The sequence below is a fragment of the Streptomyces siamensis genome (assembly GCF_039543605.1).
GTDB lineage: Bacteria > Actinomycetota > Actinomycetes > Streptomycetales > Streptomycetaceae > Streptomyces > Streptomyces siamensis.
Genome location: NZ_BAABKB010000016.1, coordinates 404,136 through 428,156 on the forward strand (window position 1 = coordinate 404,136; position 24,021 = coordinate 428,156).

A 24,021-nucleotide genomic window follows, 5' to 3' on the forward strand; every position below is an offset into this window, starting at 1 on the left:
GACACCTCGGTGTGCGCGCCCCGCTCCGGTCAGCTCGGCGTGCGGCGCAGCACCAGGCAGACGAACCCGAAGCAGTCCCGGTAGACACGCAGCCACTCGGACCGTCGCTCGGTGGCCGTGGCCAGCGCCTGGGCGCTGTCCGGGTCGGCGGGGTGGTCGAGGGCCCATGAGGCGAGCGAACCCCAGCAGGCCCACTCGTAGTCGTCCAACTCCCGGCGGGTGCTGACGTGTCCGTGGACCGGGGTCCAGCCGGCGGCGACGACACGCTCCACCGTGGTGGCCAGGTCGTCGTACTCCCCCAGCATCTCGACCGCCTCCGGGGAGGGTTCCCGGTCCCAGACGGCCTCCCCGATCAGCACGCGCCCGCCGGGCGCGAGGTGTTCGCGCGCCGCGGCCAGGGTGGGCAGCAGGCCGCCGAACGCATGCGTGGCACCGACACTGAGCACGAGGTCGAACGGGTGCGGAGAGGAGAAGTCCGAGGCCGGCAGGTGATGGAGTGCCAGACGCTCCCCGACGTCCCGTGCGGTCGCACCCCGGCGCGCCTGGGCCAGTGCCTCCTCGGACGTGTCGACGCCCTCGGCGCGCAGCCGCGGATTGCCGGCCAGGGCGCGCAGCAGCCATTCGCCTCCGCCGCAGCCGAGGTCCAGCACGCGCTCGTCGCCGCGCGGCAGGGCTTGTTCCAGTAGTCGGCGCACGGATTCGTCGTCGAGCGGCGCCTTGATCGGGTGGTCGGCGTGGGCGATGCCGGACAGTTGTTCGCGATTCACCGGCGCAGCCTGTCAGCGGTCGACGCCGCGCGCACCCGTATTTCCCGCGCGTGCCGTACCCCGCGACGGCCTTTCCGCTCGTGCCGTACGCGGGGCGGCTGGTCCGCGCGTGCCGTACGTGGGCGGCGATCCGCCGACGCGAGCAGGCGACGAGGGTGCGGGCGTTCTACGAAGTCCTCGGGGTCACGACGATTCCGGGCGGGGAGGTCGGTGCGAGGGGGAACGTGAGGGTGAAGGCCGTGGAGCCCGGCCGGCTGACGAGTTCGAGGGTGCCGCCGTGCGCGGTGACGAGCGACCGTGCCACCGCGAGGCCCAGGCCGCTGCCGCCGCGGTCGCGGCTGCGGGCCTTGTCGACACGGTAGAAACGGTCGAAGACGCGTTCCTGGTCGGCGGCCGGTATGCCGGGTCCCGCGTCGGAGACACGCACGACCGTGCTGCCGGAGGAGACGGACAGTTCCAGGTGCACCTCCGTGCCGGCCGGAGTGTGCACGGCGGCGTTGGTGAGCAGGTTGTCCAGCACCTGCCGGACGCGCAGCGGGTCGAGTCTCAGCGGCACCGGGGCGGGGCCGACGACCGCGGTCAGTCCGTGGTCCGGGTGCCCGGCGCGGAAGGTGTCCGCCGCCTCGCGGGTGAGCTCCGCCAGATCGGCCTCCTCCAGGCGCAGCGGGGTCTCCACCTCGGCGGCGTCGAGGCGGGCGAGCAGCAGCAGGTCGTCGAGGAGTACGCCCATCCTGGCCGCCTCGGCGCGCAGCCGGGCCAGATGCCCGTCCCGCTCCTCGGGGGCGTTGGCGGCGGCGTACTGGAAGAGGTCGGCGTACCCGCGCACCGACATGAGCGGGGTGCGCAGTTCGTGCGAGGCGTCGGCGACGAATCGGCGCAGCCGCTGTTCGGCCTCGGTGCGGACGGCCAGTGAGTCGTCGATGTGTTCCAGCATGGTGTTGAGGGCGGTGCGCAGTTCCTCGACCTCCGGGCCGCCCTTGCCGCCGCCGGCACGCACCGGGAGGCGGGCGGAGCCGGTCAGGTTGTGCGAGGTGATGGCGCGGGCCGTGTGCGTCATGTCGCTGATCGGCCTCAGTCCGCGGCGCAGCACCGCCCGGCCGAGGACGACGAGCGCCAGCAGCGCGAGCGCGAAGGCGACGACCTGGACCGCGATCAGCTGGCGCATGGTGCCCTGGAGGTCCGCCATGGGCGCCGCGGTGACCAGCACCACGCCGGGTTCGACCTCGCAGGCGCGCAGCTTGTAGGCGCCCTCCCCCGCCAGCCGCACGGTGCGGACGATGTGCTCGGTGCCCTTGGGCGGGAGCGACTGGGCGGCGGCGGCGAGTTCGGCGGTGTCGGCGGGCACGTCGGCGGGCCTGCGGAGGACGGCCGTACCGTCGGAGACGTCGTACACGGCGGTGAACCAGCCGTAGTACGGGCGGCGCTGCACGGTGCCGTGGGTGGCGGCGTCCTTGGACTGGGTGACCTGGACGAGCTGGAGCTGCTCGGCGAGCTGTCGTTCCAGGTAGTCGCTCATGTACGTCGTCAGGGCCGTGCCGACGACGGCGAACACCACGAGGGACAGCACGCCCATGCCGAGGGCGAGCCGGGTGCCCAGGCGCAGCCGGCGGTAGGCGTCGCGCAGCCGCCCGGCAGCACCGCGCCCGGGGCGGGTCACGCGGTCACTCCGCACCCTGCCGCACCACGTATCCGACGCCCCGCACGGTGTGGATGAGGGGCGCCCCGCTGTCGTCGAGCTTGCGGCGCAGCCGGCTGACGACCAGCTCGACCACGTTGGAGCGGCCGCCGAAGCCGTACTCCCAGACGTGGTCGAGGATCTGCGCCTTGGTCAGCACGGTCGGCGACTTGCGCATCAGATAGCGGAGCACCTCGTACTCGGTCGGGGTGAGGGTGAGCAGCCGGTCGCCGCGCCGCACCTCGCGGGTGTCCTCGTCCATCGTCAGGTCGGCGACCCGCAGCACGGAGCGCTGGAAGCCGGGGCCCGCGCTGCGCCGCAGCACCGTCCGCAGCCGAGCCATGAGCTCCTCCACGGCGAACGGTTTGACCAGGTAGTCGTCGCCGCCGCGGGTGAGGCCCGCGACCCGGTCGGCGACTCCGTCGCGGGCGGTGAGGAAGACGACGGGCACCATCGTCCCGGACTGCCGCAGCCGGTCCAGGACGGCGAATCCGTCCAGGCCGGGCAGCATCAGGTCGAGCACCACGATGTCGGGGTGGAACTCGGCCGCCCGGCGCAGCGCGTCCTCGCCGGAGTACGCCGTGACGGCGTCCCAGCCCTCGTAGCGGGCGACCGTCGCGACGAGGTCGGCGATGGGCGGGTCGTCGTCCACGACCAGGAGGCGCACTTTTTCCACCCGCTCATACTGCGTCACACGTCCGACGGCGCCATACCCCGGGCCTGCGGTGATCCACATCGATAAGGACTTGAAAGTCGGCCGACAGGAAAACGACAGGGCACGCGCGGCAGGCTCGGTGTCCCCACACCTGAACGAGGAGCTGCCCCCGTGACCACGGTCGATCGTGTCCAGCCGCCGCCGACGGCGGTGCGTCCGAAGGCGGTGGCCCGCACCGGCCTCTACGCCCTGCTGGCGGTGAACGCGGTCGTGGTGGCCGTGTTCTTCGTCCGAGCCGGGTTCGCGTCGAACGCGCTGATCGTGCTGGGCCGGCTGGCCGGGCTGTACGGCGCGCTGCTGATGGCCTTCCAGCTGTTCCTCGTGGCCCGGCTGCCGTGGCTCGACCGCCGCATCGGCATGGACCGTCTGACGTCCTGGCACCGCCGGGTCGGCTTCGGGCTGGTCTGGACGCTGTCGGCGCACGTCGTGTTCATCGTCCACGGCTATGCGCGGCCCGCGTCGGTGGGGCCGGTGGAGGAGTTGACGGAGCTGGCGACGACGGCCGAGGGCGTGCTGCGCGCGGTCGTGGCCCTGGTGCTGTTCCTGGTGGTCGGCGCGGTGTCCGCCCGTTTCGCACGGCGCCGGCTCGCCTACGAGACGTGGCACTTCGTCCATCTCTACACCTAGACCACGGTCCGTGCCGGGGCCGCCCGCCCGCATTCGGGGCCGGGTCCCGCCGGCCTCGCGGGCCATGACGTCGGCCACCTGTTCACCGCGCGCGTCCAGCAGATCGGCGGCCCTGAGGAAGATCGCGCGACGCGCGAACGGAGCGTGCGCGGCCCTCTCGGGGAAGGCGGCGTCCGCCGCGTCCACGGCCCGCCGCACGTCCTCGGATCCGGCGGCGGCCACGGATTCTGCTACCGCGCGGGCGGAGTATCAAGGGGTCCGGGCGGCTCGCCGCGGGGAGCCCGGGGTCAGGCCACCGCGCCCGGCCTCCCACCGTGGTCACCTGCCACAATGGCAACGAGGCAGGTGTTCGGCAGAACCTGCCGCGGACGACGGAGGAGCCCCGTGCCACAGCCCTCGCAGCCCCTGCGGAAGCTCGGATTCCTGACCATCGGGCTGTTCGACGCCGACGACCCGGCCCGCGGCCACGAGTCGACGCTCGGCATCATCGAGCTGGGCGAGCGGCTGGGCTTCGACAGTGCCTGGCTGCGCCACCGCCACCTCCAGTACGGCATCTCCTCCCCCGTCGCCGTCCTGGCGGCGGCCTCCCAGCGCACCAGCCGCATCGAACTCGGTACCGCCGTCACCCCGTTGGGCTGGGAGAACCCCCTACGACTCGCGGAGGACCTGGCGACCGTCGACGTGCTGTCCGGGGGCCGGCTCAATCCGGGCATCAGCGTCGGCCCGCCCATGCACTACGACCAGGTCAAGGACGCGCTGTATCCCGGCACCGCCGACGCCCAGGACTTCGGCTACGAACGGGTGGCGCGCCTTCTGGACTTCGTGCGCGGCAAGCCGGCCAGCGACTTCAGCGGAGTCGAGGGGTTCGAGGTGTTCTCCGACCGCGTCCAGCCGCACTCGCCCGGCCTCGGCCGCCGCATGTGGTACGGCGGCGGCAGCCTGAGTTCGGCGCGCTGGGCCGGCGAGCACGCGATGAACTTCCTGACCAGCAGCGTGGTGAAGGCGGAGGAGTCCGAGGACTTCGCCGAGGTGCAGCTCTCCCATGTGCGGGCCTTCCGCGCCGCTCACCCCGACGGCGACCGCGCCCGTGTCTCGCAGGGGCTCGTCGTGATACCCACCGACAGCGCCTCTTCGGCGCAGCGGGCGAAGTACGAGGAGTACGCCCGCAAGCGGCTGCCGCGCACCGCCGCGCCGCAGGGTCCGGCCCGCCTGATGTTCGCGCCCGATCTCGTCGGGACGTCCGACGAGATCGCCGAACTGCTCCACGCCCAGGCCGCGTTCCGGGAGATCGACGAGGTCGCCTTCGCCCTGCCCTTCACGTTCGAGCACGAGGACTACGTCCAGATCCTCACCGACATGGCGACCCGGCTCGGCCCGGCCCTCGGCTGGCAGCCGACAACCTGATCGCTCGTCAGCCGGCTCTCGGCGCACGCACATCGGCGTGCCCGACGCCTCCGGACGTGCCACGGTCGGCGACGGTGCCCCTCCTCCCGCGCCCGGGAAGATCGTTGTTACGGTTCACCGATGTCCGACTCTTCACGCGACACCGCCCGGGGCGCCGGCTGGGGCACTCCGGAACCCGGCGACTACCGGCACCTGATGCCCTCCCGCGTCGAGAAACTCTCGTGGCTCGACCCGAGGACGCTGTGGCCCGCGCGCAACGGTGTGCTCGCCTCGTGGTTCGGGGACCCCACGGGCCGTACCCGCGCCCGCTGGATGGAGCAGCGCAGGAGCGCCGGCGCGCCCGCCGACGCGGTGGTGCGGCGCGACGATCCCGACCACTTCTCCTTCATGGTGATCGGGGACACCGGCGAGGGCGACGCGCCTCAATACGCCGTCGTACCAGGCTTCCTGAAGGCCAGTCGGGGATCGAGTTTCGCGGTCCTCGCCAGTGACGTGATCTATCCGGTCGGCAGCACCGACGACTACGGCACGAAGTTCCACGGGCCGTACCGGGACTACCCGGCCCCCATATACGCCATACCCGGCAATCACGACTGGTACGAGGACCTGCACGGCTTCATGCGGGTCTTCTGCGACGCGCCACCCCTCGCGCCGGAAACCGGGCAGCGACGGACACTGCGGGCCCGGCTGCGTTCGCTGCTGTGGCACACTCCGCGCAAGGCGGACGAGCAACGGCTCGCCGAGGCACGCACGTTGCGCTCGGCACCGGCCCAACAGGCCGTCCAGCCAGGGCCGTACTGGGCCGTCGACGCCGGTCCGGTGCGGATCATCGGCATCGACACCGGTCTCCTCGGGACGATCGACGCCGAGCAGGGACGCTGGCTGCGCGAGGTGTCCGCGGGCGACACCCCCAAGATCCTGATCACCGGTTCGCCGCTGTACGTGGACGCGGAGCACCATCCGTGCGAGATCGAGGGCGGCGGCACCGTCGACGACATCGTGCGCGACCCCGCGCACCACTATGTCGCCGCGATAGGGGGTGACATCCACAACTACCAGCGCTATCCCGTACAGGTCGGCGACCGCACCCTGCAGTACGTGGTCGCCGGTGGCGGCGGGGCGTTCATGCACGCCACGCACACGATCCCGCGCGTCTCCGTCGCCCGGGTCACCGAAGCGGACTTCCGCTGCTACCCGCTGCGCGGCGACTCACTGGCCTTCTACAGCAGGCTCTACGGACGCCGGCTGCGGATGCGCCGCTTCTTCACCCTCACCGAGGAGCAGGCCATGGCCGTCATGGCGGAGCGGCTCGGCATCCCCCCGACCCGTTCCGCGAGTGCGCCCGTCCGCGTCACCCGGCGCACCCGGCTGGTGGCTTCCCTGCTGGGGGCAGGTGGGCGGCCCGACCGCAACTCGCGCTTCCGCCTCCCGGTGCGCAAGGCGTACACCCAGCTGTTCTCCCCGGGCTCGGCGACCTACAGCCCGCCCTTCTTCAAGTCGTTCCTGCGTCTGGACGTCACCCCGTCCTCGGTCCGGTTGCGCTGCTTCGCCGCCACCGGCAACCGGGAGCAGGAGATCGACCCGCCGGTCGAGGACGAGGTGGTCATCCCGCTGCCCTGACCCGGTGCCGCCGGGCCAGGGTGGGCGTCTGCGGGACCCGGGGAGTGTCGTTCGGAGCCGGGCCGGTCCGAACGACGCCCGCTAGTACCCGGGCGCGACCTGCGCCCCGGGGAGGACGCCCGCGCTCCCGGCGTGCAGTTCGGAGCGGACGAGTTCGAGGAGCCGCCCGGTCCAGTTGCGGCCCCTGCCGCCCCGGTCGCCCCAGAACGCGGAGTCGCTGTCGTCGTAGATCAGCGTGGCGTCGCCCGTGGCCAGCAGGGCCCGGGCCAGGGCCGGGTGCTGCGCGTACTTGGCGCGCAGCAGAGCGGTGAGGACGGCCGTGCGGGCGTGCTCCCAGCCGTCGTGCAGCGGGGCGCCGACGGCCAGCTTCCGGGCCTCGAACACGCTGTTCTCCGCCGTGATCGCCGAGCCGACGGCCGCGTCGGCGATCGACAGGGCCCAGTACGCGTGGGCGACGGACGGATAGGTGACGCCGTCCACCGCGACGGGAGCCGGATAGTCGTTGCGCAGCCCCTTGGTGCCGGGGTCGTCCGACGGCTTCAGCGGATAGCTCTGGTAGAGGTGGATCGCGGGCGCCACGGGCTCCGCGGGACCGTCGGCGAGGACCCGTGAGGGCCGTTCCGCCATCCACCGGGCGCGCTCCTCGAAGTAGGCGATCGCCTCGTCGTGGGCCTCCTGCGTGACCTCCTCCTCGGGGCGTCCCTCCATGCGTCCGCCGACTCCGGCCACCAGGACCTGGAGCGGCCGGTCCTTGCGGTCCATGTCGCCGAGGGCGTAGTGGCGCTGCGTCGCGGGGATGGCGAGGTAGGCGGCGCGGGCGGCGGCCCGCTTCTCCTCGGTGCGGTCGGCGAGGAAGGCGTCGACCGCGGCCAGGCACCGGTCCGTCGAGTCCGGACGTCCGTTGAGCTCGTCGATGGTGTCGCGTACCTCGGCGAGCAGCAGTTCCGGCGTGTGCCGGCTGCGCGGCTCGCCGAACTTCCATGCGGCCAGCTGGAAACCGGACGCCCGGGCGCCGTCCGGGAGTTCGGTGGCGACCCAGCCGCTGCGCAGTTTCTCCTCGAACTCCTCCAGGGTGACCAGGCCCCAGCAGTCGATGAGTCCGTCCGCGTAGATGAACAGGTCGGTGAGGTGGTAGTCGCCGTTGCGGATGAAGGCGTGCCGCCAGGTTCCGGGTATGCGTATGCCGTCCGCCACGCGGTAGGTGGTCCGTCTGCCGATCATCCGGTCATTGTGGCGGACCCGCCGACGCGGTGCCGCGTCGGCCGCGGAAGGCGCGGCGCGGGGCGCCCTGCCGGGACCGGGGCCCGGGTGCGTCGGCGCGCGGCCGGTCCGGGCTCCCGGCACCCGGCCGGGCCGGGCCCGCGCCGAGTGCCCCCCGGACCGGCGCTCCCGGTGCCGCCCGGCAGGTCAGTCGGACAGTGCGGCAATACGGTCGAGGGCCTGCCGGATGTCGTCCCGTGAGACGTCGCGGTGCGTGATCAGGCGCAGGCGGCCGCCCAGGGAGAGGGCGAGCACACCGGCCCGGCGGAGCCGCCCGACCGCGCCCGCCGGGTCCGGCACCTCGGCCATGACGATGTTCGTCTCGGGTGCCGCGGCGTCCCAGCCCAGCTCGCGCAGCCCGCTCGCCAGGAACTGCGCGTTGTCGTGGTCCTCCGCGAGCCGGTCGACGCGCTCCAGCGCCACGAGTCCGGCCGCGGCCAGCACGCCGCCCTGGCGCACTCCCCCGCCGAGCATCTTGCGCACCCGCCGGGCTTCGTGCACGAAGTCGGCGCTGCCGCCGACGACCGATCCGACGGGCGCGCCCAGCCCCTTGCTGAGACACGCCTGGACGGTGTCGACACCGCGGGTGAGGTCGGCGGGCGCGGTCTTCAGGGCCACCGCCGCGTTCCAGACGCGGGCGCCGTCCAGATGGACCAGCAGTCCCGTCTCTCGGGCCGCGGCGACCAGTTCGGCGTGTTCCTGCGGCGAGGTGGTGGTACCGCCCGCCGCGTTGTGCGTGTTCTCCAGGCACAACAGCCGGTTGCGCAGGGCGAAGTACGCTCCGCCCCCGACCGCCGAGGCACGGATGTCCTCCGCGGTGATCCGCCCCGGGCCCGCCGTCCAGGGCAGCGGCTGCGGCATGCCCCCGGCGAGCCAGGACGCCGTGCCGACCTCGCTGTCGAGCACGTGCGCGCGCTGCGGGGCGAAGAAGCGGTCGCCTCTGCGCAGGTGGAGGAAGAGCGCGACGAGGTTCCCCATGGAGCCGCTCGGCACCCACAAGGTCGCTTCCACGCCCAGGAGTTCGGCGGCCCGATCCTCCAGGGCGCGCATGGTCGGGTCGCCGTCGAGGACGTCGTCGCCGACCTCGGCGGCGGCCATCGCGGCCCGCATCTCGGCATCGGGCCGGGTCACGGTGTCGGATCGCAGGTCGATCGGTGCTGCGCTGCTCATCTCGGCTTTCTCCGGGCGGTGATCAGGACGTCGGGGTGATGCGGGCGGGACGGCCCGCATCAGTCCTTGAGGCGGTCGATCTGCCTGATCTTGTTGGTCGCGTCCAGGGCCGCGACCTTGTAGGACTCGGCGAGGGTCGGGTAGTTGAAGACGGCGTCCACCAGGTAGTCGACGGTGCCGCCGCAGCCCATCACGGACTGGCCGATGTGGATGAGTTCGGTGGCACCGGTACCGAAGCAGTGGACGCCGAGCAGCTTGCGGTCGTCGGGCGAGACCAGCAGCTTGAGCATGCCGTGCGAGTCTCCGATGATCTGCCCGCGGGCCAGTTCGCGATAGCGCGAGATACCGACCTCGAACGGTACGCATTCGTCGGTGAGCTGGTCCTCGGTCCGGCCGATGAAGCTGATCTCCGGGATGGTGTAGATGCCGATCGGCTGGAGGTCGTGCATCCGGTTCACCGGTTCGCCGAAGGCGTGGTACGCCGCCGTCCGCCCCTGCTCCATCGACGTCGCCGCGAGCGCGGGGAAGCCTATGACGTCGCCGACGGCGTAGACGTGCGGCACCTCGGTGCGGTAGTACTCGTCGACCTTGATCCGGCCACGCGCGTCGGCGGTCAGGCCCGCCTTGTCGAGGTCGAGTTCGTCGGTGAGGCCCTGGCGGCCCGCCGAGTACATCACGGCGTCCGCGGGGATCTTCTTGCCGCTCTCCAGGACCGTGAGCGTGCCCCGTGGGTGGCGCTCCACCGCGGCCACGGTCTCCCCGAAGCGGAAGGTCACGGCCAGGTCCCGGAGGTGGTACTTCAGTGACTCGATCACCTCGACGTCGCAGAAGTCGAGCATCCCGGGCCGCTTCTCGACCACCGTGATCTTGCTGCCGAGGGCCGCGAACATGGAGGCGTACTCCATCCCGATCACGCCTGCCCCGACGATGACCATGGAACGTGGCACCCGCTCCAGGTTCAGCACGTTGTCCGAGTCCAGGATCGTCCGGCCGTCGAACTCGACGCTCGCGGGCCTGGCCGGGCGGGTGCCGGTGGCGATGACGATGCGATCCGCGGTCAACTGCTTCTCGTCGCCGTTCACTTCGCGCAGGCCGATGGTGTGGTCGTCCAGGAAGCGGCCGGTGCCGGCGAAGAGGGACACGTGGTTGCGTGACAACTGGCTGCGGATCACGTCGACTTCCCGGCTGACCACGTGCTCGGTGCGCGCGGTCAGATCCGTGACGGTGATGTCCTCCTTGAGCCGGTAGCTCTGGCCGTACAGGTCGCGCTGGGTGAGGCCGGTCAGATAGAGGACCGCCTCGCGCAAGGTCTTCGAGGGGATCGTTCCGGTGTGGATGGAGACCCCGCCGACCATGTCGGGGCGGTCGATGACGGCGACCCGACGGCCGAGCTTGGCCGCGGCGATGGCGGCCTTCTGGCCGCCCGGGCCGGATCCGATGACGAGCATGTCGAAGTCGGGCACGCTCCGGAGTCTTGCAGCCCGAGGCCATCCCCCGGAAGGGTGAACCGAGGATCATTCACGTGACTTGACCCCGATGTCACCGCGGGCCGTCGTCCCGGCGCGTGGTGGCACCCCGCGCGTCGCCGTCGTCCCGGCACGGCATGGCGCCTCGCGCGTCGCCGTCGTCCCGGCAGCCGCCGGCCCGCCGCCCTGTCTCCGCCGTGCTCCTGCGGTACGGCTGCCGTACCGCAGGAGCACGGGCCCCCTCGGCGGGGGAGGCCGGCGGGCGGTGGCATCATCGGAAGGCAGGGCCGCGCTCGCCGCGACCGGCCGGACCTCACGGAGGCGTTGATGCAGACCGCCGAACTGCCCTACGTCGATGAGCACGCGACCGTCATCGACGCGGAGACCGACGACGTCTGGCGCGGACTCGACGCCGTGCTGAGCCGGACGTTCTCCCGTCCGGGGGCCGCCGGGTACGCGAGGCTCGTGCGCTGCGCCGACAGCACCTCCCGCGGACCGCGCCCCCTCGCCGAGGGCTCGACGTTCCCCGGCTTCCGGGTGGTCACCGCGGTGCCGGGGCGTGAACTCGTGCTCGCCGGCCGCCATCGCTTCTCCTCGTACGCCCTGATCTTCCGTCTGGAGGACGTCGGCCCCGGCCGGTCACGGCTGAGGGCCGAGACGCGGGCCGCGTTCCCGGGACCCGCCGGCGGGTTGTACCGACGGCTCGTGGTGGGGACCGGCGGCCATGCGGTGGGGGTGCGGCGGCTGCTCTCGGCCGTCCGCCGCCGCTCGGAATGAGACGCCGAGGAATCCGGGCCCTTCCCGTCGCCGCCGGCCGACTGCGTACCGCTGAGGGCGTGTTCGGCGTCCGATCGCCGTGCGCGGCGCGGGGCGTCTGCCGGGTGGATTGTCAGTGGCGCGTCGTAGTGTCCCGGCCATGAGCATTCCCAGCATCGAGGATTCATGGGCACGGATCGACGCCTGGCTCGCCGCGCACGCCCCGGTGAGCCACGCCCGGCTCCGGCCTCCGGCGTCAGAGGCCGACATCGAGGCCGCCCAGCGCACGCTCGATGTCGCGTTCCATCCCGACCTGAAGGCGTCGCTGCGCTGCCACGACGGCGTGGAACTGGAGGACGGCGCCCCCGTCCTCGCGTACTACGGACCGTTGTCCTCCGTCGCCGACATCGTCCATAGCACGGAGTTCCTGCGCGGCATCGGCGCTGACCTCGCCGAGGACGAACCGCTCGACGAGGACGACGAGGACGACGAGGACTACGACGAGCTGGCGTCGTACTGGCACAAGGACTGGCTGCTCATCACGCTCGGCATCGGCTGGCAGTCCTCCGACGGGCTGTTCCTCACCTGCCACGCGGGCGCCCACTGGGGCCGTGTCGGGCGCTATTTCGACGAGGACTCACCGTCCTTCACCTCATGGCCCAGCCTGCGGCACGTCCTCGCGGACTACGCCGACGCACTGGAGCAGGGCAGCAGGTTCGACGGCCGCACACCGGTGGTGGCGGACGGCACGCTGCTGTGGGACGACGAGACGTCCGTCGTCCTGGAGCCGCGCTCGCCCCTCGCGCTCGCCGCCGCGGCCGGCGAGCCCCGGCCGACGCCGCCCGCCCCGGCCGAACCTCCCGCGGAGCCCCGGCAGGCGGACGGTCCGCGCCTCGTGTTCGTCCGGGTACGCCAGAGCGAACCGCCCGCGCCACCGCCGTACCAGCCCGACACGATCTTCGTCGAGGGCATCGGTGCGGACCAGCTGCTGGAGAGGCTCGGCGCGGTTCCCGGGACGGTCCTCGCCCGCACCCGCGAGCACGCGGAGGAATCCGCCCAGTCCCTCTGGGCGGCGCACCGGCCGCTGGTCCGGGCGGGCACGACCGGGGCATGGGCGTACGCGGTGCAGGAGGCCGGTGCCGCGCAGTTCGGCCGGCCCGAGGTGCTGCGCCGGGTCTCCGCGGGCACCCGGGCCGTCGCCCTGACGAAGCGGGGCCCGGAGGTGACCGTCACTCCGGCCGAGGACGGCGTGGCGCGGCCGGAGGCCCTGCACCACGTCCTGTCGCCCCGCGAGGACCTGGTGGGCGTCCCCGGCACGGACCAGCCCGTCCGACGGGTCGGTACCGACCCCTTCCCCGGCTCGCAGGCCGCCTACGTCCGGCTGCTGACCGCGCTGGAAGGGGAGTTCGGCATCGTCCACCGGCCCGACGACGTTTCCGCGGAGCTGACGAGCGCACTGCTGCTGCCCGTGCTCGACGACATGCCCGAGACCGGCAATCCGGTCACGTTCGTACGGGACTTCGATCTCGCGGCGCTCGTCGGACGGACGCCCGCGGACCGGCTGCGCGCGGCCTTCGCCGCGCAGTTGGCGCGACTGGCCACGGAGACACGCATCGACACCTACCCCGAGGTCGCCGCCGCGCTGGCGCTGATCGGACGGGGCGAGCGCGTACCGCTCACGGCGGACGACGCCCTGGACCTGCGTCTGCGCACCCTCGCCGCCGAGGCGTGGGCGGCCCGGCAGCTGACCCAGCGCTCGTGGCGGGACGACGGGGCGCCGCTGTCGCAGGACGACACGAACGCATGGTGGATACGCCACGGCGCGGCCGGCGCGCTGCGCGCGTTCATCCTGCGGCCGGTCCCCGAAGCGGCCGCGAGCATCATCCACCAGCGGACGACGGCGCATTGGAGGGCCGAACTCGCCGAGGACCTGGCGTCCTCCTGAGATGCGGCCGAGGTCGTCCGGCGGCGGCCGGACAGGGGGTCCGGTGAGCGGCGAACGCCGCTCCCGGCCGGGTGCCCGACCGCCCGGCTCCTCGGCCGGTGCGTACTGCTGACCGAATCGCGCACGATGGCCGCCCGTGTCGGCTACATTCGGCATTCCTCGGCACCGGCGCCTGGGTGAGGCCACGTCGAGGAGAATTGCGGAGCGGCGAAATGCACCAGTCCGAAGTTTCTCCACCGGCCACGGCATTGATGCAGGGGGGACTCGCCGACAGTCTCTTCGACACGGCACGCCGTACTCCCGGCCTGCTGCAGATCGCGCGGCGCGCCGACTCGGCGTCCGGCGCGCAGTGGATCCCCTTCACCGCCGCCGAACTGCGCGACGAGGTCGTCGACCTCGCCCGTGGTCTGGTCACGTCCGGCATCCGGCCGGGCGACCGCGTGGCCATCATGGCGCGCACACGGTACGAGTGGACGGTGCTCAGCTTCGCGCTCTGGTCGGTGGGCGCCGAGATCGTGCCGATCTACCCGACCTCGTCGCACGAACAGGTCGCGTGGATCCTCAAGGACGCCCACTGCGTCGCCGTGGTCGTCGAGGACGAGCAGGGCGTCATGACGGTCGGCTCCGCGTGCGCGTCGCTCCCGTTCCTGCGCCATGTCTGGCAGTTGGACACCGGCGCGCTGGCGCAGCTCGCCGAACGGGGGCAGGCGATACCGGCGACGACGGTCGACTCGCTCCGCCGGATCGTGCTGCCCGACTCGACCGCCGTGATCGCCTACACCTCGGGCACGACCGGACACGCCAAGGGCTGCGCCCTGACCCACCGCAGCCTGGCCAGCCCCTGCGACACGCTCCTCGCGGGCTGGGGACACACGGCCGCTCCTCCCGGGGAACAGCCCGCGATCCTCGCCTTCCTGCCCTTCTCCCATGTGTACGGGCTGATGATCCAGGGGCTGTGTCTGCGCGGCGGCATCATGATGGGCCACGAGCCGGACCTGGGGGAGGAGGCGCTCTCCGCCGCCCTGCTGTCTTTCAGGCCGACCTATCTGTACGCCGTCCCGTTCGTGTTCGAGAAGATCTTCAAGAACTTCCTGCGGACCGCCCAGCAGGCCGGCCGGGGTGCGCTGTTCGAGCGCGCCGTGCGCACCGCGCAGGACTTCGCGCTCGCCGAGGAGCGGCACCGGCTGGGCACGGGGCCGGGCCCCGGATTCGACCTGCGACTGCAGCACTCCCTCTACGAGAAGACGGTGTACCGCAAGATGCGTGCCGCGCTCGGCGGTCGCGTCTGCGGCGCGGTGTCGGGAGGCTCCCCCCTGAACCGCGAACTCGCCCTCTTCTACGCGGGGATCGGCATCTTCGTGCACGACGGATACGGGCTCACCGAGACCAGCGGCGGCATCACGGCACAGCCGGTGGGACGGGAGAAGTTCGGCACGGTGGGACGTCCGATGCCGGGCGTGGAGGTCCAGGTCGCGGACGACGGGGAGATCCTGGTGTGGGGGCCCTCGGTGTTCCAGGGGTACATCAACGATCCGCACACCACGCAGGCCTCGTTCCGCAACGGCTGGCTCGCCACCGGGGACATCGGCCGGATCGACGCCGAGGGGTATCTGACCATCACCGGCCGCAAGAAGGACGTCATCATCACCAGCGGCGGGAAGAGCGTCGCTCCCGCCGCCCTGGAGGAGCGCCTCCGGGTCCACCCCCTCATCCACCAGGCCGTGGTCGTGGGGGACAACCGGCCCTGCGTCGGAGCCCTGATCACCCTGGACCCCGAATTCGTGGCGCACTGGCGGGGTTCCCGGGCCGGGGGCGAACCCTCGGCCCGGGACGCCCGCGAGGAGAACGAGCTCCGGGAGGAAGTCAGACGCGCGGTCGCGGCGGCCAACACCACCGTGTCCCGCTCGGAGTCCATTCGGGTGTTCCGCGTCCTCCCGGAGCCCTTCGACCTGGCCAACGGCCTGCTGACACCGTCGATGAAACTGCGCCGCGACGCGATCGTCAGCCGCTTCGCCGCCGAGATCGACGCGATGTATCAGACGTCGTCACGGGTTCCGCGGGAGTACGACTCGACCGAGCCGTCGATCTGGGAGGACTCGGACAACGTGTTCCGGTGAGCCCGGAAAGGGCGGGCCCGGTCGAGGCCCGGGAGGTACGTACCGCCCAGGAGGGACCTCAGAGGCGTCACTCGGCTCCTGACCGCCGGCTGCTTGGTGATCTGGTTCATGCGTACACCTTGCGCGATGCGCGTCACCACAACCAGATCACTCCTGAGCGGGGGAACACCGGTCCTGGTACCAGAAACACCAGCGTCACCGGGAATAACCGCACCGCAGGCCCCATCAGCCTCGTCGACCCGGACTCGGCCAAGTGGCTGCTCGGGCCCGGACCCGGCCAAGAGGCTGCTCGGGCCCATGCACAGGCTAGCCGCTGCTCGCTCCCGGGCCCAAGGGCGGACGCTCCCGTCCCGGACACGGGCACGGGCACGGGCACGGGCGGGAGCCTCCCGTCACGCGACGGCTCCCTGACACGGGCGGGAGCCTCCCGTCACCCGGCGGCTCCCTCACCCCCGCGCGGACGTCCGCGCAGCCACGTCCACAGGACCACCGAGCTGACCGCCGCGAACGCGCACCACGTCGAGACGAACTCCAGCCGCCACAGCGCCCAGCAGATCACCGCGCCGACGGCGACCACGGCACCGAGCCGCAGCAGTCCGCGGTCCCCGGACACCAGCAGCGCGCCGACGGTGGCGACGAGATAGCCCGCGACGAGGACCCCCGCGTGGGGCAGGTGCACGGCGTACCCGACGGTGTGGCCACGGATCTCGGCCGTCACCGGGCGGGTGGCGAGGCCATGGGCGAGAACCACCGCCGTCGCCACTCCGGCCCCGAGCGGGACGGCCGCCCGTGGCCGGGCCTCGCGCGGCACCGCGCACACCACACCCAGCGGCACCCAGACCGCGAGCAGGGGAAGGGCCATCACGGCCCAGGCGACTGTGGCGGGACCGCTTCCCCCTCCCGAGTCCCAGACCACGGACTCGACGATCTGATGAGCACCGAGCAGCAACGGCAGTGCCGCCAGCGGGAGATCGCCCCAGCGGCGCACCTGCGCCACGCACGCCACCCCCACGGCCGCCACACCGATGCCCGCCACCAGGTCGGCCGTCGCACTCCAGCACATCGCGCCACCCCGGGTCCGCCGTCGACATGAACTCGCCCACCGCACCCCCACGCTACGGGGCCGCGCGACGATGCCCACGGCGGACACGGGAGCGACCGTTCGGCCGAATGCTCCCCGCCCGCTCCGTACGGCGGGTCGGCACGGCCGTCCCCTGGCATGCTGCCCCCATGTCGACTCCCATGCAGCCGAGTCCAGCCGTCACCGCGGACGGCCCCGCCACCCAGGTCGAGGGCCTGCTCGTGCAGGCACGCGGGCTCGGCGTGGAGGTGCGCGGGGCGGGGCGCGTACTGCACGACGTGTCGTGCGACGCGGCACCCGGACGGCTCACCGTGATCGCCGGCAGCAGCGGCGCGGGCAAGACGGTCCTGCTCCAGGCGCTCGCGGGACTGCGTGTCCCCGCCGGCGGGGAGGTGCTGCACGACGGAGCCCGGCCCGGGCCGCCAGGACCGGAGTTCGGGTTCGTGCCGCAGGAGGACATCATCCACCAGGACCTGCCGCTGCACCGCACGCTGGTGTACGCGGCAGGCCTGCGCCTGCCCGCCGGTACGCCCGCCGAGGCGGTCGCCGCGCGCGTGGACGCGGTCCTGGAGACCCTGGGCCTGTCCCACCGCGCCGCGACTCCGGTGCGCGCGCTCAGCGGCGGGGAGCGCAAACGGGCCTGTGCGGCGGTCGAGTTGCTCACCCGGCCCCGGGTGCTCTTCCTCGACGAGCCGACGTCGGGCCTGGACCCAATGACCGGGGCGGCCCTGTTGCGGACCCTGCGGGAGCTGGCCGAGGGCGGCACCACCGTGGTGCTCACCTCGCACGTCCCGGCCGACCTGCTCCGCTGCGACCACGTGGTACTTCTCTCGCCGGGTGGCGAGGTGGCCTACTCGGGCGCTCCGGGCTCCCTGTGCGAGGCGTTCGGCGTCGCGACGGTCGAGGACGTGTACGAGGCCGTGGCGGCCGGCGCGCGTGCCGAACCCGGCGTTCTCGGGGCGGTGCCGGCTCCCCGGCCCGGTTCCGTGGCGGCTCCCGGAAAGCCGGGACGGATCGGCGCGGTGCGCCAGTGGGCCCTGCTGACCGGCCGCGGTACGGCGCTGCTGCTGCACAACCGGCTCTCCGTCGCCGTACTGGCCGGTTCACCGGTGATGATCGTGGCGATGTTCGCGGTGCTGTTCCGCGCGGGCGCGTTCGACCCCACGGCGCCGGAACCGGGCTCGACCGCCATGATCATGTTCTGGATCGCGTTCGGCGCGTTCTTCTTCGGGCTGACCTACGGCCTGCTCCAGATCTGCACCGAGCTGCCCGTGCTGCGGCGCGAATGGCTGGCGGGCCTGCGGATCGGACCGTACGTCGCCTCCAAACTCACCACCATGCTCCCCGTGCTCGCCGCCGCGGACGCGCTGCTGCTCGTCGTGCTGCGCGCACTGGACCGGCTGCCCCGGGCCGGCTGGGGCACCTACGGTTCGCTGTTCGTGTCGAGTCTGCTGGCGTCGGCGGCGGCGCTCGCGCTGGGACTGCTGGCGTCGGCGGCGGTGTCGGAGCCCGGTCAGGCCACGCTCATGCTGCCCCTGCTCTGCTTCCCCCAGGTGCTGTTCTCCGGAGCGTTCGTGCCGGTGCCCCGGATGGCCGCGGCCGGGGAGGCGATCAGCTGGGCGATGACCAACCGGTGGGCGTTCGAGGCCCTGGGCAGCGGGGTGGACCTGGAGGCGCTGTGGCGCGGGGGCGGCTCCCCTCTCGGCCCGCCCCTGCTGGCCTCGTACGGGGATTCGTTCGCTCATCCGGCGAGCCGGGGCTGGCTGATCCTCGCGGGCTTCACGCTGGTGTTCATGGCGGTGACGTGGGCCGTGCTGGTGCGCAAGTGCCGTGAGGGAACGGCCCGGAGCCGCGACGGACGCTGACAGGTCCCCGGTACGCGAGGCGCGGACTCCCGCCTCAGCAGCCCACCCGCGCGGCCAGCCCCGCGACCCCCGGCACCCGGTCCCGGTACGTCTCCGTCACGAAGTCCAGGAATGTCTCGATGTCCCTGGGCTGCGACGACACACCCAGTGAGACCCGGACGGCGCCGGCTGTCGGCAGGCCGAGCAGGTCCAGGTAGTCCTCCAGCGAGCCGAGTCGCCGGCGGGCGGCCGAGCGCAGCCGGCGCAGCGGCAGGGCGAACGCCGCCTCCCCGGCACCCGGATTGCAGAAGCAGCCGGTGCGCAGGGAGATGCCGCGGGCGGCGCTGTCGCGCGTGACGATGCGTTCGTCGACGATCCGGCCGTCCGCCCCGAGCAGGTTCAGCGCGACCGTTCCGCCGCGGGCCGCCACGCCGCTCTCGGGGCCGTACACGCGGACCATTGGGGAGCCGTCGCTGTGCCGCAGCCCCCGCAGGCCGGCCAGCAGCCGGCCGGTCAGGGCGGTGACGTGGGCGTGCACGCGGTCCATGCCGATGCGGTCGATCCACTCCAGCCCGGCCGTCACGTCGGGGATGGCGAGGAAGTTCACCGTGCCGTCCTCGAAGGCCGCCTCGTCGTCGGCGAGGACGTGCCACTGCGCCTGGGCGCTGACCGCGTAGATGGTGCCGCCGGAGAACCAGGGGCGGCGCAGCCGGGCGAGCGCCTCCCGGCGGGCGATCAGGCTGCCGACACCGGTCGGGTGCCCGAAGACCTTGTACCAGCTGACCACCGTGAAGTCCGGACGGAACCGGGCCAGGTCGAGGGTGTTGGCGGGGACGAAGGCGGCCGCGTCGAGGAGGACGTCGTAGCCGCGCTCCTGCGCTCGTTCGATCCACTCCAGGGGATGCTGCACCCCGTTGAAGTTGCTCTGCGCCGGGTAGGCGAACAGCCCGCGCGGGCGGGCGCCCTCCGCCCCGCCCCGCAACGGCGGGCGCGGCCGGGTCCCGGCGCGTTCCCGCGACGGACGGAGCCTGCCGGACGGTAAGCCGAGCCCGCGCCCCGCGGACAGGGCGGCCCGCATCCGCTTCGCGTCGAGCTGCATGCCGGGCCCGCTCACCGGCACGTACGCCGTCGCCGCGCCGCGGGCCCGCGCGTACTCCCGCAGCCCGTTCACCGAGTTGTGGTTGTCCAGCGACATCACGAGTCTGCTGCCGCGCGCGAAGGGATACGCCTCGCCGACCAGCCGCAGGGCCCCTGTCGCGTTGGGCGTGAAGATCACCGCGTACTCGGCGGGATCGGCGTTGAAATGCCGCAGCACCGCTCGTCGCGCGTCGGCCAGCAGTCGGCCGGAAGCGCGCGAGGCCGGGCTCTCGGAGTGCGGGTTGCCGAACAGCCCTCCGGTGATCCGCCGCGCGCTTCCCGTCACGACCGAACGCGGCGGAAGCCCGGCACCGGTGTGGTCGAGGTAGGTGTGCCCGCCTTCGTCGAGATAGCCGAACTCGCGCTCCCGCAGCCGGGCGAAGGTGCCGCTGCCGTCGTCGCCGGAGGCGTCCGTGGTGTCGGTGGTGTCCTGTGCGCGGCCGTCCCCCGCGTCACGTGTCGGTTCCGGGGTTCCCCCGGCGCCCGGTATGTGGCTGCTGGTCCGTGACTCTTCCATGTGTCCCCCTCGGTCGGGCCGGTCGGACGCGTGCCGCGGCCCGGCACCACGTAAGGCTTCACCCAAGGTATGCGTGCGCGCCCGGTCCGGCTCTGTGCCACGGCGCGCAGGCGTGGTTGGGTGGGCCCGGCCATGCCGCCCGACACGCAGGAGAGCACCGCAGCCATGAGCAGCCCGTACACCTACGAGTACAAGGTCGTCACCTTCCGTGAGTCGCTGATCGGTGACGCGCTGGACAGCGACAAGCTGGAGAAGGTCCTGAACAAGCACGCCGGGGACGGGTGGGCGCTCAAGGCGATCACCTCCGCCGACGTCAAGGGCCGGATAGGTCCGGGCGCCGTCGAGGGGCTGCTCCTGACCTTCGAGCGGCCCCGCCAATAGCGCCGCGTGGTGCGCGCGGAGCCGAGGCGGGGGATGCTGGAGTCGATGGGACAGCGGACCCGCAGGTGCTACTGACGCAGTCGGAGGCCTTCCGCGCGGAAGGCCTCTTACGGCTGGGCTGATGCCGCACGGCACACCGAAGGCCTCGGCCGGCGCAGGCCGGGGACTTCGGCCCACGTGTGCCGGGGCCTCGGCCGGCACCGCCCGCGACCGCTGCCGGCCAGTGAGGTCAGGACGGTACGGCATGAAGAGCGACGGAACACTCAAGCGTGAGGTCGTCACCAGTCGGTCGGTGTTCGGCGCACCGTGCTGGGTCAGCCTGACCACACGCGATCTGCGGGCCGCCGAAGCCTTCTACAGTGCCGTGCTGGGCTGGGAGTGGCGCTCCGGCACCCGGATGGGCGATCAGTACCGGGTGGCCCGGGTGAACGGGATTCCCGTGGCGGGCGTCTCCGAGGTCGACTTCGTGGCGAAGACGGCTGTCGCGTGGATCCCGTACTTCGCCGTGTCGAGCGCGGACGAGACGGTGTCCCGCAGCCAGGAACGCGGGGGTACGACCGCGGTGGGACCGATCTCCCTGCCGCCCGGGCGGGCCGCGCTGCTGGCCGACCGGGACGGGGCGGTCTTCGGCATCTGGGAGGGTGAGCTCGTCTCGGGCTGGGAGGCCTGGCGCCACGCGGCTCCGGCCTTCGTACGGCTGCACACCAGGGACGCCTTCGACGCCGCCATCTTCTACGGGGAAGTCCTGGGCTGGGCGTCCGCCTCCCCGGGTTGCTGCCAGGTCGACTACGAGGAGAACGAGGTCGTACTGCGCAGTCGCGGCGACGTCGTGGCCCGGATCCACTCGGGGGCGGTGGGCGCCGCGCCCGATCCCACCATCCGGCCGCACTGGCAGATCCACTTCGCGGTCTCCGACGTGGAGGCGTGCGCGCGGGCGGCACGTGCCAACGGAGGCACGGCCCACCAGCAGGGCGTCGGCTCGACGGACGCGGTCCTCACCGACCCGGACGGCGCGCACTTCACGGTGACGTTGAGGGGCAACATCTAGGGGGCGTCGTTCCCTGCCGCGAGGGGTTCAGGCCCCGGCCGCCAGCGCTTCGCCGAGCGTGGTGCGCGCGTAGAGGACGTAGTAGCCCCGGCGGTGCGGCGCCACGAGTCCCGCCTCCCGCAGGACCGACAGGTGGGCGGAGACGGACGAGGGGGCCAGCCCGTGCCGGCCGGCCAGGGCCGTCGTCGAGGCGGGCGCGGCGAGCCCGGCGAGGATCGCCGCCCGGTGCGGCCCGAGCAGCCGTGCCAGGGCGCGCGGTGCCTGGGCGCCCGCCGGTCCGGAACCCGCCGCGCCGCGTGCCGGATAGATCACCGTGGGCTGCCAGGGCCGGGCGAAGCCGCTCACCACGTCGGGGCGCACGAACACGCTCGGCATCAGCAGGACGCCGCGGCCGTCGGCCCCCTGTGCCTCCGCGTGGTCCGGGTACGTGCGCAGCGTGAGGGTGTCGTCGGCCCAGCCGATCTCCGGGTGCAGGTCGCCGAAGAGCGCTTCGAGGCCGCCTTCGGCCCATTGCCGGGTGCGGTGGGCGATGTCGGCCTCCAGGAAGGCGCGATGGCGTGCCCAGTCCGGTGCGAGCAGCGCCTGCCAGGCCCGTTCGGTGAGGTCGGCGAGCCGGCGTACGGCGGCCGCCGGGTCGTCCAGCGCCGCCCGTCCATGCGGGGTGCGGGCCGCGCCCGGCGTGCAGGCGAGGGACCGTGCCAGCTCCGTACGGGCCATGGCCGGGTCGGTGGCCCGCATCCGCGCCAGTTCCTCCTCGATGGACCCGTCCGGTGCCTCGGGCGGCGGTCCGAGGAAGTCCGGGGTGTAGCCGCCCTTGCGCGGGAAGTAGAGCCACAGCTCGGACAGGTCCAGGCCGGCGACGACGCCTCGTGCGCGCCGGAGCCAGTCCCGGTGGAAGGCGTGTCGTGCCGGCCGCCGCAGCAGGCGGAGCGCCTCATGGGTCTGGCAGAGCGGGGACACCGCGAACCGGCACCGGGTGAGGTCGTCGGTGCCCAGGCGCAGGGTCAACGGCAAGGGGGCCTCCTGTGTACCGGTGAGTCCGTCGGCGGGGCTCGCGGGTGCTTCGGCCGCCGTCCGCGAGCACGGCTCGCCCGCACCCGGGGGTGGCGGGAGGCCGCATCCGGAAGCAGCGGCACGGCGCTGTCCGGCAGGAGCGATTCGGCTGCACCCGAAACAGTAGAGGGCTGTGCGAGGGGCCCGCACGCTTGCCCTGGCCGCAACGGCCCCGGTCCTCGGCAGTCCCCCGCAGAAAGGCCCGTGGATGGCGAGCGCACGACCCACCTCCCGGCGCAGGTCCGTCGTCGTCGCGGCGCTGATGCTGGCCGCCTTCACCTTCAACACCACGGAGAACCTGCCGGTCGGGCTGCTGACCCTCATCTCGGAGGACCTGCGGGTGCCGGCGGCGTCCGTGGGGCTGCTGGTCACCGGCTACGGACTGACCGTGGCCGTCGTCTCGCTGCCCGCCGCGCACGCCACCCGTTCGGTGCCGCGCCGTCACCTGCTCGCGGGCCTGCTCGGCCTGCTCGTGCTGGCCAGCTGGGTGTCGGCGCTCGGTTCCGTCTCGTACGGCGTGCTGCTCACGGCCCGCGTCGCGACCGCGCTCGCCCAGGCACTGTTCTGGGCGGTGATGGGCCCCGTGGCGGTGGGGCTGTTCCCGCCGGAGCAGCGCGGCCGCATCATCGGGCTGCTGTCCGTCGGAGGGTCGCTGGCCACCGTCCTCGGGGTTCCGGCGGGCACCTGGCTCGGCGGGCACAGCGGCTGGCGCGTGCCCTTCCTGGTCCTCGGCGCACTCGGTCTCGCCTCGCTGGTGGCGATCGCCGTCGCGCTGCCCACCTCGCGCCCGGAGGAGGGGCATGCCGCGTACGGGGCCGCTCCCGACGCCCGGCGGTTCGCCGTGGTGCTGGCGACCACGGCGCTCTCCGTCACCGGGGCCTTCGCGGGCTTCACCTACGTCGCGGTCTTCCTGGACGAGGTGGCCGGCTTCCCGGAAGGCTCGGTGAGCGCGCTGCTGCTGGTGTTCGGGGCGGCCGGGATCGTGGGGGTCACGGCGGCCGGGCCGCTGCTCGACCGCTTCCCACGCGCCACGCTGACCGTGCCGGTGGCGGCCCAGGCCACGGCGCTGCTCGGCCTGTACGCGGGCGGCGGGCACAGCCGGGCGGTGACGGTGGGCATGCTGATGCTGCTCGGCGCGTCGGTGGGCCCCGTGTTCATGGCCACGCAGAGTCAGGTGCTGCGGTACGCGCCAGGGCGTACCGAACTCGCGCTGGCCGCGAACTCGGCCGCGTTCAACGCGGGCGTCGCCGCGGGCGCACTGGCCGGGGGCGCCCTCCTTCCCCATGTCGGGGTGCGCGGAACGTTCCTGGTCGGCGGGGTGCTGACGCTCCTGGCACTCACGGTGCTGACGTGGCCGGTGCGGGCCCGTCACGACGGCCCCGCCGCCGCCACGGCGCGACGGAATCCGCGGATCGGGCTCCAATAGAGGGTGACGGGA

At 73.0% G+C, this 24,021-nt stretch carries 18 protein-coding genes and 2 pseudogenes; 10 read left to right on the forward strand and 10 right to left on the reverse strand.

Translation table 11 applies throughout. The features are described from left to right. Positions 1 to 29: 29 nt before the first annotated feature. The 3 genes from ABEB03_RS22400 to ABEB03_RS22410 form a co-directional block, all read right to left on the reverse strand. Positions 30 to 767: an SAM-dependent methyltransferase gene (locus ABEB03_RS22400; RefSeq protein ID WP_345652092.1), complete on the reverse strand. Its 738-nt coding sequence runs from the start codon at positions 765 to 767 to the stop codon at positions 30 to 32. Between the two features lie 166 nt (positions 768 to 933). Further along, positions 934 to 2,424, reverse strand: coding sequence for a HAMP domain-containing sensor histidine kinase (locus tag ABEB03_RS22405; RefSeq protein ID WP_345652095.1), 1,491 nt, complete (start codon positions 2,422 to 2,424; stop codon positions 934 to 936). 4 nt (positions 2,425 to 2,428) lie between these two features. Then, positions 2,429 to 3,118, reverse strand: coding sequence for a response regulator transcription factor (locus ABEB03_RS22410; RefSeq protein WP_345652098.1), 690 nt, complete (start codon positions 3,116 to 3,118; stop codon positions 2,429 to 2,431). A 150-nt stretch (positions 3,119 to 3,268) separates the two neighbouring features. Between ABEB03_RS22410 and ABEB03_RS22415 the strand changes: the two are divergent. Continuing rightward, a pseudogene (locus ABEB03_RS22415) lies at positions 3,269 to 3,781 on the forward strand (ferric reductase-like transmembrane domain-containing protein); the annotation flags it as partial. A gap of 39 nt (positions 3,782 to 3,820) precedes the next feature. On the opposite strand, the pseudogene ABEB03_RS45380 reads toward ABEB03_RS22415, so the two are convergent. Beyond that, positions 3,821 to 4,006 (reverse strand): annotated as a pseudogene (locus tag ABEB03_RS45380) (aldehyde dehydrogenase family protein); the annotation flags it as partial. 162 nt (positions 4,007 to 4,168) lie between these two features. Here ABEB03_RS45380 and ABEB03_RS22420 point away from each other — a divergent pair. Together ABEB03_RS22420 and ABEB03_RS22425 are read left to right on the forward strand one after the other, a co-directional pair. Continuing rightward, positions 4,169 to 5,188 (forward strand): LLM class flavin-dependent oxidoreductase, encoded by a 1,020-nt coding sequence (locus ABEB03_RS22420; RefSeq protein WP_345652101.1) that lies wholly within the window; start codon positions 4,169 to 4,171, stop codon positions 5,186 to 5,188. A gap of 120 nt (positions 5,189 to 5,308) precedes the next feature. Beyond that, entirely contained in the window at positions 5,309 to 6,808 is a 1,500-nt protein-coding gene (locus ABEB03_RS22425) for a metallophosphoesterase family protein (protein WP_345652104.1), read from the forward strand. A gap of 81 nt (positions 6,809 to 6,889) precedes the next feature. Here ABEB03_RS22425 and ABEB03_RS22430 read toward each other — a convergent pair whose 3' ends face one another. The 3 genes from ABEB03_RS22430 to sthA form a co-directional block, all read right to left on the reverse strand. Continuing rightward, entirely contained in the window at positions 6,890 to 8,029 is a 1,140-nt protein-coding gene (locus ABEB03_RS22430) for an NADAR family protein (RefSeq protein WP_345652107.1), read from the reverse strand. Between the two features lie 186 nt (positions 8,030 to 8,215). Further along, the gene (locus ABEB03_RS22435) at positions 8,216 to 9,238 is read right to left on the reverse strand and encodes a threonine aldolase family protein (protein ID WP_345652110.1); all 1,023 of its coding nucleotides are present in this window, start codon (positions 9,236 to 9,238) and stop codon (positions 8,216 to 8,218) included. 59 nt (positions 9,239 to 9,297) lie between these two features. Further along, positions 9,298 to 10,701, reverse strand: a complete 1,404-nt coding sequence (gene sthA, locus ABEB03_RS22440; protein ID WP_345652113.1) for a Si-specific NAD(P)(+) transhydrogenase — start codon at positions 10,699 to 10,701, stop codon at positions 9,298 to 9,300. A gap of 330 nt (positions 10,702 to 11,031) precedes the next feature. On the opposite strand from sthA, the gene ABEB03_RS22445 reads away from it, so the two are divergent. The 3 genes from ABEB03_RS22445 to ABEB03_RS22455 all read left to right on the forward strand — a co-directional run bounded on the left by ABEB03_RS22445 (position 11,032) and on the right by ABEB03_RS22455 (position 15,522). Then, positions 11,032 to 11,481 (forward strand): hypothetical protein, encoded by a 450-nt coding sequence (locus tag ABEB03_RS22445; RefSeq protein WP_345652116.1) that lies wholly within the window; start codon positions 11,032 to 11,034, stop codon positions 11,479 to 11,481. Between the two features lie 139 nt (positions 11,482 to 11,620). Continuing rightward, a complete protein-coding gene (locus ABEB03_RS22450; RefSeq protein ID WP_345652119.1) occupies positions 11,621 to 13,405 on the forward strand; it encodes an SMI1/KNR4 family protein in 1,785 nt (594 codons plus the stop codon). Positions 13,406 to 13,617: 212 nt separating this feature from the next. Beyond that, entirely contained in the window at positions 13,618 to 15,522 is a 1,905-nt protein-coding gene (locus ABEB03_RS22455) for an AMP-dependent synthetase/ligase (protein ID WP_345652123.1), read from the forward strand. Between the two features lie 430 nt (positions 15,523 to 15,952). On the opposite strand, the gene ABEB03_RS22460 is transcribed toward ABEB03_RS22455, so the two are convergent. Next, a complete protein-coding gene (locus ABEB03_RS22460; RefSeq protein WP_345652127.1) occupies positions 15,953 to 16,585 on the reverse strand; it encodes a DUF6629 family protein in 633 nt (210 codons plus the stop codon). Positions 16,586 to 16,752: 167 nt separating this feature from the next. Here ABEB03_RS22460 and ABEB03_RS22465 point away from each other — a divergent pair, with 167 nt between their 5' ends. Beyond that, positions 16,753 to 18,468, forward strand: a complete 1,716-nt coding sequence (locus ABEB03_RS22465) for an ATP-binding cassette domain-containing protein (protein WP_345652129.1) — start codon at positions 16,753 to 16,755, stop codon at positions 18,466 to 18,468. 34 nt (positions 18,469 to 18,502) lie between these two features. Here the strand turns inward: ABEB03_RS22465 and ABEB03_RS22470 are convergent, their stop codons facing one another. Next, entirely contained in the window at positions 18,503 to 20,101 is a 1,599-nt protein-coding gene (locus ABEB03_RS22470) for an aminotransferase class V-fold PLP-dependent enzyme (RefSeq protein ID WP_345652132.1), read from the reverse strand. Positions 20,102 to 20,266: 165 nt separating this feature from the next. On the opposite strand from ABEB03_RS22470, the gene ABEB03_RS22475 reads away from it, so the two are divergent. Together ABEB03_RS22475 and ABEB03_RS22480 are read left to right on the forward strand one after the other, a co-directional pair. Beyond that, the gene (locus tag ABEB03_RS22475) at positions 20,267 to 20,482 is read left to right on the forward strand and encodes a DUF4177 domain-containing protein (protein WP_345652135.1); all 216 of its coding nucleotides are present in this window, start codon (positions 20,267 to 20,269) and stop codon (positions 20,480 to 20,482) included. A 244-nt stretch (positions 20,483 to 20,726) separates the two neighbouring features. Beyond that, positions 20,727 to 21,530 (forward strand): VOC family protein, encoded by an 804-nt coding sequence (locus tag ABEB03_RS22480; protein WP_345652138.1) that lies wholly within the window; start codon positions 20,727 to 20,729, stop codon positions 21,528 to 21,530. A gap of 27 nt (positions 21,531 to 21,557) precedes the next feature. Here the strand turns inward: ABEB03_RS22480 and ABEB03_RS22485 are convergent, their stop codons facing one another. After that, complete coding sequence (locus tag ABEB03_RS22485; RefSeq protein ID WP_345652141.1) at positions 21,558 to 22,544, reverse strand: ArsR/SmtB family transcription factor; 987 nt, start codon at positions 22,542 to 22,544, stop codon at positions 21,558 to 21,560. A 247-nt stretch (positions 22,545 to 22,791) separates the two neighbouring features. On the opposite strand from ABEB03_RS22485, the gene ABEB03_RS22490 reads away from it, so the two are divergent. Next, the gene (locus ABEB03_RS22490) at positions 22,792 to 24,009 is read left to right on the forward strand and encodes an MFS transporter (RefSeq protein WP_345652144.1); all 1,218 of its coding nucleotides are present in this window, start codon (positions 22,792 to 22,794) and stop codon (positions 24,007 to 24,009) included. The last annotated feature ends 12 nt before the right edge of the window (positions 24,010 to 24,021 follow it).